A 13,943-nucleotide genomic window follows, 5' to 3' on the forward strand; every position below is an offset into this window, starting at 1 on the left:
AACCATGAAAACCCATCACAACCCCAAAAATGACCAACTGTTTTTACAAGCCAAAAAACACATTCCTGGTGGGGTTAATTCACCCGTCAGAGCCTTTGCTGGTGTGGGTGGTACACCCATTTTTATTCAACGAGCAGAGGGTAGTAAGCTTTTTGATACCGAAAATAATGCGTACATTGATTATGTGGGGTCATGGGGACCGATGATTTTAGGTCATGCCTATCCACCCATCATTGAAGCGGTGCAACAAGCAGCAGCAGATGGTTTAAGCTTTGGCGCACCAACCCCTTTTGAGACCACCATTGCTGATAAAATTTGTGAGCTTATCCCCAGTGTGGAGTTAGTACGAATGACCAACTCAGGCACAGAAGCCACCATGAGTGCCATTCGTTTGGCTCGTGGTTATACAGGACGGGATAAAATCGTCAAGTTTGAAGGGTGTTATCATGGACACAGTGATGGCCTGCTTGTGAAAGCAGGCTCTGGCATGCTTGATATTGGTGAACCAACTTCTAAAGGCGTGCCAAGCGATTTTGCCAAACACACCATCACCCTGCCCTACAATGACATTGATGCTTTGCACGCTTGTTTTAACAAGTTTGCCAATGAGCAGGGCAGTGAGCTGGCATGTGTGATTGTTGAGCCCATCGCTGGTAACATGAACATGGTCATTCCCAGTCAAGATTTTCATGATACTTTACGTCAACTGTGTGATGAGCATGGCGTGGTGTTAATATTTGATGAAGTGATGACAGGTTTTCGAGTTGGACTTGGTGGGGCTCAAACACATTTTGGCATCACCCCAGACTTAACCTGCTTTGGCAAAATCATTGGGGCAGGTTTGCCTGTGGGGGCATTTGGTGGCAAGCGGGCAATCATGGAATGCGTTGCCCCACTGGGCGGGGTTTATCAAGCTGGCACGTTATCAGGTAACCCATTGGCAATGCGAGCAGGGATTGCCATGTTTGATTCATTGACCAAAGACGGCTTTTATCAACAACTGGCAGATAAAGTAGATTATTTATTAAACGGCATTCACCAAGTGGCAGATAAACACGGCATTGCCATTCGCTCCAATCGTTTAGGGGGCATGTTTGGATTATTTTTTACCGACAACAACATTCCACAAAACTTTGATGACGTCAGTAAAACCGATAACCAAGCCTTTGCCCAATTTTTCCACGGCATGCTGGATAATGGCATCTATCTTGCCCCATCAGCATTTGAAGCAGCATTTATGTCATCAGCACACAGCATGCAAGATTTAGATGCCACCATTTTAGCAGCGGATAAGGTGTTTGCTAATATGAAATCTGCATAAAATAAACATAAATGAAATAAACATAAATGGCTTAAGGCGTGTTTTTATTGCAAAAAACACGCCATCATCAACATAACAAATTTAACAAACCAAATTTAACAAACAACGACGGTTGTTGGTTAAGCGGTTTCTACGTTTCTACCCCTGCAAACAACTCATTTAACGCTTCGCTCATCGTTGGGTGAGTGAAAATATAATCCCTAACCTCTTGATAAGTCAGACCCTGACGAATTGCCAAATCCATAAAGTTAATCAACTCATGGGCATTGTCACATAACAACTGCACACCCAGTATTTTATCAGTTTTGGCATCAATCACCGCCTTTAATAGTCCATCGGTTTGCTCTAAGATTTTGGCTTTGGGAATGTTGACCGCTTCTAAAACAGCCGTCTTAACGGCGTGCCCTTGCTCCTTGGCAACTTGCTCGGTCATACCAACATTGGCAAGCGGTGGATTGGTAAACACCGCATAGGCAAAAGTGCGTCCTTTTGTGGTGTGTGTGCCATCACCCAACACTTGACTTTTGACCACCCGATAATCGTCCAAGGAAATATAGGTAAACTGTGGACTGCCTGCCACATCACCCATCGCATAGATATGTGGCACGCTGGTTTGTAGCCTATCATTAACGGCAATGTTACCTTTATCGGTCAATGTGACGCCTGCTTTATCAAGGTTTAACCCTTGCGTATTTGCCCGACGACCTGTTGCCACCAAAATCGCATCTGCCATCAATTCCCCATCTTCGGTTACAACCACCGCATGATTGTTGGCATCATTAACCTGCTTAATTTGTTGCTTGGTTTTGACAGTGATGTGTTTGTTTGCCATAATGCCCAACAAATTTTGGCGAATGTCAGCATCTTCTTTTGGTAAAAAAGTATCGGCAGTTTCTAAAATCGTGACCACACTGCCAAACCCAGCAAAGATAAAGGCAAATTCCAACCCAATATATCCCCCACCAATGATGACCAACTGTTTTGGCAATTGAGTTAACTGCATGATGCTGGTGCTGTCATGGGCAAATTTGCTGTCTTTTAGCCCATCAATGGGTGGTTGCCAATTATACGCTCCTGTATTGATATGAATGTGGTCAGCGGTGATTGTTAGAGTGTCATCAGCTGTCATCACCTGCACGGTCTTATCATCAATAAAACTGGCTTCACCTGTGATGACCGTGGCGTTATCTAATTCATTGACTTTATCAAAATTGGCTTGATTGAGCTTAGCAATCAGTTGATTTTTACGGGCAATGGCATCGCTTAATGACACATCACGCTCATGTGATAAAAATGCCAATTTTTTTGATGGAATACACCCAATATTAATGCAAGTACCCCCATACATATCGGCAGATTTTTCTACCAAGATGACCTCTTTACCTGCTTTAGCAAGGGTTTGAGCCAAAGTTTTCCCTGCTTTACCAAAACCGATGATGAGATGCTCAGTGTGGCGGATATTGTGAGAATGTGTCATAACTTACCCTTAAAAAAGCCCTAAAAAAATGAAAATAAACCAAAATGGCTGTTAAACCAAACTAACTCAGTTAAATAAACGAACAAGTTAAACAGGCGAGCTGAAATTAAACAACCTAAAAAACCGAACTTAAGTTAAAACCAAACCTAAGCCAAGACTTTAGATTTTACCCAAATTGAGCATTATTATCTAGCCAAATAATAATCCAATCACCTTTTATCAACCAATTATTAAGGTTGTTTCAAACACTGTTACATAAACAACACAAGCCAATAACGCATCATGCCTGTTTTAAAAATGATTGGTTGTTATAATCAAAGCATAAGTGAATTTTTTGTTGTTTTTAAGTGGCTTTTTTAAATGTTTAAATGACATGGCTTAGTTTTAAATGACATGGCTTAGTTTAGCAACATGGTCTAGTTTAGCAATGTTGCCTGCTTAAAAATACTGCCCACTTAAATCAATCATTTGGCTTAGATTTGGTTAAATTTTAAATTTAAGTTAAGAGCTTCAATAAAAATTTACTTATTTGTTTATCACACATTAATATAAGGATAACATGATGACCACACAAAACAATCAACAAAATAAGCAAAATAACGGCAAAGTTGCCATCGTAACAGGGTCTGCCGCAGGTTTGGGCAATGCCATCGCCACTCGTTTGGCAAAAGATGGTTTTAAAGTGGTGTTGCATGACATCAGCGAAGACAATTTAAAAACGGCCAAAGATGAATTTGACAAAGCAGGCTATGAGAGCATCAGCGTTGTTGGTGATGCCTCTAAAAAAGCCGACCAAATCCGCTTGGTCGATGAAGCGGTTAAGGCATTTGGACAGATAGATGTGTTTGTCAATAACGCAGGGGTTGAGTCGGTTGAGCCATTTTTGGCAATTGAAGAAAAAGAGATTGACCGTGTGCTTGGAGTGAACATTAAAGGCGTGATTTTTGGTACACAAGCGGCGGCTGAGCAGATGAAAAAACAAGACGGCATCGGCAAAATCATCAATGCGTGCAGCATTGCAGGACATGAATCTTATGAGATGCTAAGCTTATACAGTGCCACCAAGCATGCGGTGCGTTCGTTCACCCATTCTACCGCCAAAGAGCTTGCCGAGCATAATATCCGTGTCAATGCTTATTGCCCAGGGGTTGCTGACACGCCGATGTGGGAGCGTATTGATGCTGCTTTTGTTGAGCATAAAGGCTATGAACCAAAACAAGCATGGAAAGAGTTTACCCAAGGCATCTTGGTTGGTCGCCCACAACAGCCAGAAGATGTTGCCAACTTGGTGTCATTTTTAGCGTCCAAAGATGCCGATTACATCACAGGTCAAACCATACTGACCGATGGTGGCATGGTGTTTAGATAATGGTATTTAGATAATGGTATTTAGATAATGGTGTTTAGATAATGGTGTTTAGATAATGGTGTTTAGATAATTGACAATGTGATGACTGACATAATAACATTGGCGACATTGAAAACAACATTAAAATTGAAAGCAACATTAAAAAAAGCATTGGGAGAGTTGCCCAATGCTTTTTGTGGATAATAAGAAAGTCATTAAAAATATTTTAATTAAACCCAGAGAGATGATTTATGACAGTACACTCAGTGAAACACTCAGTTAAAAAAACCAAGCGGTTTGCTTTGCCCATGGTGATGTCGTTGACTGCCATGATGGCATTGACCGCTTGTGGCAACCACCTGACCTCACAACCCAGCTCTGCTAAAACCATACCCACCCAAACCATGGAGCATCACGCCATGAACACAACACACACCACCAAAACCATCGCCAGCCGTTATGATTTTAATGACACCGTCAGTCGCTTGCAGTCTGCTTTTAAAGATAAAAACATGACCATCTTTGCCACCATTGACCACCAGCACGCTGCCCAACAAGTGGATTTGGACATGCAGCCTGCCAAAGTCATCGTTTTTGGCACACCAAAAGCAGGCACGCCATTGATGAAAAAAGACCCTCATTTTGCGTTAAAATTACCCCTTAAAGTGCTGGTTACCGAAACAGATGGTCAGGTTTTGGTCAGCTTTGAAGACACGCACGCACTGATAGCAGGCAGTCAGATTGACTTTGATGATGTCAAAGACACGCTTGCCAATGCTGAAAAATTGATTGAAAAAACCGTAACCCAATAGTGATGTTTTAATAACTTTTAGTTTTAATAGCTTTTAATTTTAATAACTTCACAATCAATCCATTTCATCAGGAGACGATGATGAAACACGCCGTTTTATTGGCATTATCCGTGGCAACTTTTGGCTTAAGTGCCTGCTCATTCAATGCCACTGCCCAAAATCTAACCACAACAACCGCCATAAGCCAACCTCCTGCCAAAGCCTTGGGTGTGTGGATTGATGTTCGTAGTGCCAAAGAGTATGCCGATGGGCATTTACAAGGGGCATTAAACATCACGCCTGACCAAATCGCAAACCGTATTGAAGCCATTGAGCCGAATAAAAACGCCCCCATCAATTTGTACTGTCGTTCTGGTCGCCGTGCTGAGGTGGCTCGCAAGACACTCTTAGAAATGGGCTATACCAATGTGGTTAACCATGGCGGTTATCAAGACTTGTATGATAAAGGTTATCGTTGATGGTTGGTAATTTATCTGCCACCATGTTGACAAATGCGTCTTTAAACGCTTCTTTAGATGACAATGAACTGATGGCAGCCATTGACATCGGTTCAAACAGCTTTCATTTGGCGATTGCTCGTCTTGACCACGGTGAAGTTCGCAAAGTCGCATCTATGTCCGAAAAAGTCCAACTGGCAGCAGGATTAGATGATAAAAACCGTTTAAGCGATGTCGCCATGCAACGAGGGTTGGATTGTTTGAGTCGTTTTGTCGGTCGATTAGAATCGGTGTCCCCTGAGCGATTGCGTATCGTGGCAACCAATGCCTTACGCCAAGCCAAAAATGCCAACGAATTCGTCAAACAGGCCAATCAAATTTTGCCCAAACCCATCGAAATCATCGCAGGACGAGAAGAAGCTCGATTGATTTATTTGGGGGTATCACACACCAATGCCAGTAGTGTCCAGCGGTTGGTCATCGATATTGGGGGTGGCTCGACAGAGTTCATCATTGGACAAGCGTTTGAGCCAATATTAACCGAAAGCCTACAGATGGGCTGTGTGGCGTTCACCAAAGGCTACTTTGATGACGGTGGCATCACGGATAAAGCATTTGACAAAGCCATCGCCGCTGCTCGCAAAGAAATTTTGGCAATCAGCAGTCGTTATCAAGAGGTGGGCTGGAACAGTGTGATTGGCTCTAGCGGTACAATTAAAGCTGTCCGTAACGTATTGGTAGAACAAGGTTGGGCAGATAAACAAGAACGCATTACCTATGATGGTGTGGAAAAATTACAAAAACTGCTGGTTAAAATCGGTAATGTTAACCACATTGAGCTAGAAGGGGTCAAAGAACATCGTAAAGCGGTGTTTCCTGCTGGGGTGGCGGTGTTGATTGCGGTCATACGTGTGTTGGGAATTGAGACCATGACTTACTCAGACGGGGCATTGCGTGAAGGCGTGATGTATGACATGCTTGGTCGCTTCGCCAGTGAAGATGTGCGAGATCGCAGTGTACAGGCATTGATACAACGATATTCGGTGGATAAACGCCAAGCCAAACGGGTGGTACGGACGTGTCAGCAATTATTTGAAGCGGTCAAAAAGCCACTAAACCTACAAGTTGAAGATGGTGATTTATTACGTCGAGCGGCATTTTTGCATGAAATCGGCTTGGCGATTAGCCACAGTGGTTATCATCGCCACAGTGCCTATTTGCTTGAGCATTCTGATGTGCCTGGGTTTTCACAGGTTGATCAGCTAAAAATGGCACAACTGGTTGGCAATCACCGCCGTAAACTCAAATCTGATGCTCTAGAACAAGCATTGAATGTGGGTGGCGTTAATCTGGTGCATCTGGTGTTGCTGTTGCGATTGGCGGTTTTGGTTAATCACAGTCGCAGTAACCAACCCTTACCCTTTCACCTAACTGCCTTATCAAACACACATTGGCAAGTGGAGGCAAACCATCATAGCGATGATATGCCCCTACTGAAAAGTGATTTGGAAGAAGAGCAAGAGCAATTTAGTAAATGGAACAGACAGCTTAGCGTCAACAATAACAATGAGTGATGGATACGGTTTTGTTGACCATATTGCGGTATGATTGGATTGCGGTATGATTGGCTGGGTTGATGGTGTCTTTTTTGGGGAGTTGGTTGAAGACATGCTTGCTATTATTCATAGCTTAGTAGCCGATTGTATGGACTTAGAAAATACAAAAAGCAAATCAAACAGATGATTAAAGAAAATCCATGATATTAGGACACACAATAGAACTTGCCCCCAATAACAAACAAGCCACCTACTTTAAAAAGGCTTGCGGTGTCGCACGTCTTGCCTATAACTGGGCATTGAGCGAATGGCAAAAACAATACCAAGCGGATAAAAATTATCGTGATGAATGTCAAGCAAACGGCATAGAAACTGACAAAACCAAACTGAACAGCCCAAATCAATTTAAACTTAGAAAACAACTTAACAGCATAAAAAAGCAACAATTTCCCTTTATGGCAAAAGTAACCAAATGCAGTCCACAAGAAGCCATAATTCAACTGGGCAAAGCCTTTGACAACTTTTTTAAAGGGCGAGCCAAATATCCGCAGTTTAGGAAAAAAGGCATAAACGACAAATTTAGCTTAACCAACGACCAATTTAAATTGATTGGCAAAAAGATAAAAATTCCTAATTTAGGTTGGGTAAAGCTCAAAGAAAATTTGCGTTTTAATGGAAAAATTTTAAACGCCACCATTTTTAAAAAAGGCAGTAAATGGTTTGTATCGGTTGGTGTGGAAATTGACAATCCACCAAAATTAAATGCCAAAACACACAAAAGTGTTGGCATTGATTTAGGGATTACCGATTTAGCCACGTTATCAGACGGCACAAAAATTGGGGCACCCAAACCTTTAAAAACAAACCTTAAAAAATTACAACAACTAAGTAAATCGCTTAGCCGTAAACAAAAAGGCAGTAACAACCGTGAAAAAGCGAAAACCAAGCTCTCACGGCTGCATTATAAAATCAGCTGCATTAGAAAAGACTTTTTACACAAATTAACAACCAACTTAGTAAAACAATTTGATGTGATTTGCCTTGAAAACCTTAACGTTAAAGGCATGATTAAAAACCACAAATTAAGCTGTGCTGTTAGCGATTTGGGTTTTTATGAATTTAAGCGGCAACTCATCTACAAAGCCAACATTCATCACAAAACTGTTAAAGAAGTGGACAGATTTTATCCAAGCAGTAAAACCTGTTCATCTTGTGGTTTTGTGATGGCTAAAGAAAACTTGACGTTGGCAACACGTCTATGGACTTGCCCAAATTGTAAAGCAAGTCATGACCGTGATGTGAATGCAAGTTTAAACATTTTAAACAAGGCGGATAAAGTCCTAACTTTATCTTAATATAAACAAGCGGTAGGTTCTACCGTGTTAGTCTATGGAGTTGATGTAAGTCCAAGTTCAAATGAATAAGGCAAACAACGTTGAAGTAGAAATTAAACGCTAAATTTGCTTTTGGGTAGGTTTAGATGGGTTTTAAGGAACAGCTTGATTTAGCGATTGGTTTACACTTATTATTAGTTTACACTTGTATCTTTTTTATACCCTTAGTACTCCATTTTTAAATGCCCATCTTTGAATAAAACCATCTTTGAATAAAAAGTGACCAAATATGACCAGCCAAATTCCCAACACTCAAACTTATGATACCAATACCAAATCCCCCAACAGCATTGATAATGCCCTTAACAGCGACACATGGCAACGGGTACTGCTTGCTCGCCACCCCAAACGTCCATTATTTATGGATTATGCCAATCAGTTGTTTAGCGAATTTGATATCTTACATGGTGATAGGGTCTATGGTGATGATAAGGCGGTGATTGGTGGTTTGGCACGTTTGGCTGGTAAGCCTGTCATGCTCATCGGGCAACACCGTGGACGCAGTACCAGAGAACGCATTGCCCACAACTTTGGTATGGCCAATCCTGAAGGCTATCGTAAGGCGGTGCGTCTTGCCAAAATGGCAGAACGGTTTGGTTTGCCTGTCTTGACCTTTATCGACACGCAAGGAGCATACCCCGGAGTAGAAGCCGAAGAGAGAGGACAGGCCATCGCCATTGCCGAAAGCATTGCAGTATTTAGCAGTTTAAAAACACCCATCATCGTTACCATCATCGGTGAAGGTGGCTCAGGTGGGGCGTTGGCGATTGGCATGGGTGATAAAATCAACATGTTACAAAATAGCATCTACTCGGTCATCTCACCAGAAGGGTGTGCGTCCATTTTATGGAAAACAGCTGAAAAAGCCCCAGATGCCAGTTACGCACTCAAATTAGATGCCAAAAGCCTGCATCAGTTAGGGCTTATCGATGTTGTTGTTGATGAAGGTCAAGGAGCCCAGATAGATGACAAGACTGTGATGGTTGGGCTAAAAGCCTTATTACTTGAGCAATTGGCAGAGCTTGAGAGCATGGATACCGATGAGCGTTGTCAATTACGTTATGAGAAATTTTATGCCTTCAACTCTCAATTGGGCTGTTAGCTGAGTTATTCACTTGGTTGGCTCACACCATCTTAAACTTCACACCATCTTAAACATGGAATAATCTTGAACATGGAATAAAGGCAGTCATACATTGCTAAGTCATACAAATGAAACTTTGCTACAGAATGCTTTACTAAAAAGTATGAATCAACTGCATTCGCACTTGGTAGGCAAACGCATTTGGCTGGCATTGAGTGGGGGTCGAGATTCACTGGTGATGGCATCAGTGTGCTTGCAGTTATATGCAAAAGGACATTTACCATTTTGTCCACAGTTTATCCATGTCAATCATGGCATACAGACCGCCAATGATGCTTGGGCGAAGCAAGTTAGCCAATGGGCAAGCGACAATGGCAGTCAATGTGTGGTCATTAAAGCTTATGTGAATGGCACAGATGAACAAACCGCTCGCCATGCTCGCTATGCTGCCATTGCCCAACACATCAACTGCCATGACATCATCATGACCGCTCACCATGCCAATGACCAAAGTGAGACACTGTTGATGCGATTATTTACTGGCACAGGGGTAAAAGGCTTATCTGGCATGACAAGCTGGTCATGCCATGACATACCCATCAACATTAACCACTCAAACCAACACAACCATTCAAACCAACATCAGTTGCCAACAAGCTCAATCAAGCCATTGACCAAGCCCATTTATCTATGGCGACCGTGGCTAAGCATCAGCCGAGATGCCATCAATGAACACGCCCACCGCCATGCCCTACCCTATGTCAATGACCCAACCAACTTGACAGGGACAAATGTCCGTAGCTGGTTACGCCGTGAGTTGTTGCCCATCATTGAACAGCGTTATCCACAGGTCATTGGTAACATCACTCGCTTAAGTAATCTGATGAGCGATGCTGATGCCATCTTACAAGACGTGTACCATAACGATAAAGAGATGATGGTGAATGATTGTTGTGTTTCAGCCACCCAACTGCCATACCCTAACCGATATTTAGCAGTAGACGATTTAACAACACACAGGCTAATAACGCACAGGTTAACAGTGGACAGTCAATTAGAGTTAAAAAAGTTCGGTAAGCTATCAGGTGCTCGCCAACGCTCTTTTTTGTATCATTGGTTGTCTGAAAAAGACACGCTAACGCCCAACAAACAGCGGATAGATGACATCTTGGCATTGGCATATCGTGATGACAATGACCACCAAACCCAACTGCCTTGGCAAGGGGCAACACAACATTATGTGATAAGGCGCTACCGACATACCCTACACCGCCTAGATGCTCGTTGGTTAAATTGGTTACAAACACCAATCAACGACAAAGTATTCAATGAGAAAATGTTTATTTGCGTGTCTGCCACTGACTGTACTCATGTTCATGCTCATACTGTTCATGCTCATACAAAACAAACACACACCATCACGTTACGGAAAAAACCTTTAAATAATAAAGAGACACTCACATGGCAACTTGTTCTGGATTTGACAGCCTTTACCCATCAAAGTGGCTTTACCCATAAAAATATTAACATCATGCAAGGGGATTTTTATCTTTGTGTGCGCCCTTTACATAAAACTGACCGTTTAAGCATTTATCAGCCATCTGACACAAACATAGGCAAGTTTACCCCCCCACAATTTACTCCCCCCCAATCAGGTAAAAAATTGCAACAAAGCTTGGGAATTGCCAGTTGGTTAAGGCAAAGTGTGCTGTTAGTCGAAGCCCAAAACGTAACCGATTGCCATGGTAACCGTCAAACCAATGCCAAAACCTTACCCTTATGGTTGATTTGCCCTTGGCAACAGTGGGCATTACAGTCATTTTTGCCAAAAAAAGGCATTAAACAAACTTTCATCTTATCTTAAAGCCCAGTTTTTTATAAATGTGCTACACTAGGCTGTGTCTTTAGCATCATTAGCATCATTCAATTTTTTTCTTCACTTAGAGCATCTTATGTCTAACCCATTAAAAAACAAAAAAATCAGCTTTATTGGCGGTGGCAACATGGCACAAGCCCTTATCAGTGGCTTACTTGCCAAGGGTATCTTGCCAGAGTATATCACCGTTTCTGACCCTAACCATGACAATCGTGAACAGCTGCAAGCCAAAGGCATCAATACCATTGATTCTGCTAAAAACCCACTCGATGCGTTAATGGCCGATGTGGTGGTGTTGGCAGTTAAGCCTCAAATCATGGCAGATGTGTTGGCAGACTTTAGCCAAGTGTTAGACAAGCAACTCATCATTTCGGTGGCAGCAGGTCTGTCAACTGACAGCCTGACAAAGATGTTAAATGGTTATCAAAACATCGTGCGTGCCATGCCCAACACACCTGCCATGGTACAAGCAGGAGCAACAGGGCTGTATGCCACTGACAGCATCAATGAGCAAGAAAAACAGCTCGCCACCGAATTGATGGGGGCATCTGGTTTGGTGATTTGGGTCGATGATGAAGAGCAATTACATGCGGTAACGGCAGTGTCTGGCTCTGCCCCTGCTTACTTTTTTTATTTTATTGAGTCAGTCATTCAAGGGGGCATTGATTTGGGCTTGAGCCAAGAACAAGCGTCCGCCCTTGCCATGCAGACCGCTTTGGGTGCTGCCAAGATGAGCATCAGCAGTGATGACACGCCAGAGCAGCTTAGACGCAAAGTCATGTCTCCTGGTGGCACAACTGAAGCTGCCGTACATAGCCTACAAGCTGATAAAGTCAATGAGCTGATTGGTAAAGCCATGCAAGCATGCGTTAAGCGTAGCCGTGAGATGAGTGGGCAAAATTAACCATCTATTACCATAAAATAAGCCACTAAAATAAGCCATTGAGTATTGAATATTGAGAATTTCTCCATGAACCAATTACTAGTTACTGCATTTAACATGGTCACAAGCTTTGCCATGTTATTGATATTCATACGTTTTATGATGCAATTTGCTGGCATCAATGCTCGTAACCCCTATGCCGAACCTGCCTATAAAGCCACACAAGTGGTCGATATGTTTGGTCGCATATTCCCTACCATTGGCGATGGGCGTATCAGCCTTGCTGCCATTGTGCTGATGTTTTTAATCCGCCTGATTGATTTGGCTGGCAATGCACTCTTAAGTCATCATGGTTATAATCCACTTGAGCTATTTTTTGAGGGGTCATTAAGCCTGATTATTGATTTTTTAAGTATGTGTCGTTATGTGATTATCGGTTCGATTATTGTCAGCTGGATTGTGGTGTTTACCAATTCCATGCACCCCATCATTGACATCATCATGCAGTTGGCAGAACCCATCTTAGCACCGTTTCGTAAGATTACCCCCAACCTTGGCATGATTGACTTATCGCCAATGATTGCTTTTTTTGTGTTGATTTTGGCAGAACAGGCATTAAGCATTGTGGAAAGTAACATGTTGCCCATGGTGATGGGTTAATCAATATGCAATCTCTCAAATAACTCAAACAACAAAAAAACCTTGCTCGATGGCAAGGTTTTTTATGACAAACGCAACTTTTATGATAAACGCAACAAGGTTCAACAAGGTTTAGCTCGTCTGCTTTTGTGAACCAAGTTTGGTTAATAATAAAACACTGACCATACCCAATCCCATTAGCCCAAGCGTCATACCCCACCTTGCCCCATCAGGATATTGCCAAGGTAAAAAATGCACCGCATCAACTTGCCAAGGCCATATTTTTACCAATGACCCAGCAATAAACCCAGTCAACAACACCAATGTGCCTTGATAATAATGAACCAATAACCATTTTAAAAACTTGGTAAATAACAACAACCCTGTTACCATGCCAGCCACCACGGTCAAGATGATGCCAATGTCCATGCGATGCACAGCATCTAATATCACTTCATACACCCCAAGCAATAGCAAAATAAATGAGCCTGAAATGCCAGGTAATATCATCGCACAAATGGCAATTGCCCCTGCAAAAAATAGATACGGCAAGCTTGGCGTGGCTGAAACAAACGGCAACAAGCTTATCATCACCGCCATTGTTGCCCCAAGCACGAATAACCCCACTCGGGCAACATTCCAACGCTCAATTTGACCGAGCAACACAACCACCGTTGCCATCACCAAACCAAAAAAGAACGACCAAATCGCCAATGGCTGATGGGTGAGCAAGTGCCTAACCAAGTTTGCCAATACCGCAAAGCTTGTGATAATGCCTGCCAGTAGGCACAATAAAAATGTGCCATCTAACGCACGCCATATGGCAGATATGCCACCTTTGATGCCATATGCTTGATATGTGTGTTGCCAAGTGGCAATCAGCCCCAATGTCATGCTGCTTAACGCATTAATCAAACGTTGATAAATGCCTGCTATCAAGGCAATCGTACCACCAGAAACCCCCGGTACGATGTCTGCTGCTCCCATCGCCATGCCCTTAAAATACACCAACAATAAATCATGTTTGCTGTCTTTTTGGGGAGACGGTAACTGGATATGAGCAGATGAATGAATGGCATGTGTTTGGGGGGGCTGATTGGGTTTGGTCATAACCAT

General features: G+C 42.6%; 12 protein-coding genes. 10 read left to right on the forward strand and 2 right to left on the reverse strand.

Features of this window, described 5'->3' with window-relative positions:
- The first annotated feature begins 4 nt into the window (after positions 1 to 4).
- The gene (gene hemL, locus WDM69_RS07425) at positions 5 to 1,321 is read left to right on the forward strand and encodes a glutamate-1-semialdehyde 2,1-aminomutase (protein ID WP_338755905.1); all 1,317 of its coding nucleotides are present in this window, start codon (positions 5 to 7) and stop codon (positions 1,319 to 1,321) included.
- Between the two features lie 130 nt (positions 1,322 to 1,451).
- Here hemL and WDM69_RS07430 read toward each other — a convergent pair whose 3' ends face one another.
- Complete coding sequence (locus WDM69_RS07430; protein WP_078308367.1) at positions 1,452 to 2,798, reverse strand: FAD-dependent oxidoreductase; 1,347 nt, start codon at positions 2,796 to 2,798, stop codon at positions 1,452 to 1,454.
- 562 nt (positions 2,799 to 3,360) lie between these two features.
- On the opposite strand from WDM69_RS07430, the gene WDM69_RS07435 reads away from it, so the two are divergent.
- From WDM69_RS07435 to WDM69_RS07475, 9 genes are all read left to right on the forward strand, one after another.
- Positions 3,361 to 4,167, forward strand: a complete 807-nt coding sequence (locus WDM69_RS07435) for an acetoin reductase (RefSeq protein ID WP_064647632.1) — start codon at positions 3,361 to 3,363, stop codon at positions 4,165 to 4,167.
- Between the two features lie 230 nt (positions 4,168 to 4,397).
- A complete protein-coding gene (locus tag WDM69_RS07440; RefSeq protein WP_338755238.1) occupies positions 4,398 to 4,958 on the forward strand; it encodes a DUF302 domain-containing protein in 561 nt (186 codons plus the stop codon).
- Between the two features lie 80 nt (positions 4,959 to 5,038).
- Positions 5,039 to 5,416, forward strand: coding sequence for a rhodanese-like domain-containing protein (locus tag WDM69_RS07445; protein WP_338755907.1), 378 nt, complete (start codon positions 5,039 to 5,041; stop codon positions 5,414 to 5,416).
- A 23-nt stretch (positions 5,417 to 5,439) separates the two neighbouring features.
- On the forward strand, positions 5,440 to 6,969 hold the full coding sequence (gene ppx / locus WDM69_RS07450) for an exopolyphosphatase (RefSeq protein WP_338755908.1): 1,530 nt from the start codon (positions 5,440 to 5,442) through the stop codon (positions 6,967 to 6,969).
- 182 nt (positions 6,970 to 7,151) lie between these two features.
- Positions 7,152 to 8,306, forward strand: a complete 1,155-nt coding sequence (locus WDM69_RS07455; protein WP_338755239.1) for an RNA-guided endonuclease InsQ/TnpB family protein — start codon at positions 7,152 to 7,154, stop codon at positions 8,304 to 8,306.
- A gap of 400 nt (positions 8,307 to 8,706) precedes the next feature.
- On the forward strand, positions 8,707 to 9,447 hold the full coding sequence (locus WDM69_RS07460; protein WP_240494931.1) for an acetyl-CoA carboxylase carboxyltransferase subunit alpha: 741 nt from the start codon (positions 8,707 to 8,709) through the stop codon (positions 9,445 to 9,447).
- A gap of 145 nt (positions 9,448 to 9,592) precedes the next feature.
- The gene (tilS, locus tag WDM69_RS07465) at positions 9,593 to 11,293 is read left to right on the forward strand and encodes a tRNA lysidine(34) synthetase TilS (RefSeq protein ID WP_338755240.1); all 1,701 of its coding nucleotides are present in this window, start codon (positions 9,593 to 9,595) and stop codon (positions 11,291 to 11,293) included.
- A gap of 88 nt (positions 11,294 to 11,381) precedes the next feature.
- The gene (proC, locus tag WDM69_RS07470; RefSeq protein ID WP_078307925.1) at positions 11,382 to 12,209 is read left to right on the forward strand and encodes a pyrroline-5-carboxylate reductase; all 828 of its coding nucleotides are present in this window, start codon (positions 11,382 to 11,384) and stop codon (positions 12,207 to 12,209) included.
- Between the two features lie 66 nt (positions 12,210 to 12,275).
- Entirely contained in the window at positions 12,276 to 12,848 is a 573-nt protein-coding gene (locus WDM69_RS07475) for a YggT family protein (RefSeq protein WP_078307923.1), read from the forward strand.
- 111 nt (positions 12,849 to 12,959) lie between these two features.
- On the opposite strand, the gene WDM69_RS07480 is transcribed toward WDM69_RS07475, so the two are convergent.
- The gene (locus WDM69_RS07480) at positions 12,960 to 13,943 is read right to left on the reverse strand and encodes a DUF368 domain-containing protein (protein ID WP_240494928.1); all 984 of its coding nucleotides are present in this window, start codon (positions 13,941 to 13,943) and stop codon (positions 12,960 to 12,962) included.

This window comes from Lwoffella lincolnii (assembly GCF_037201985.1).
Lineage (GTDB): Bacteria > Pseudomonadota > Gammaproteobacteria > Pseudomonadales > Moraxellaceae > Psychrobacter > Psychrobacter lincolnii.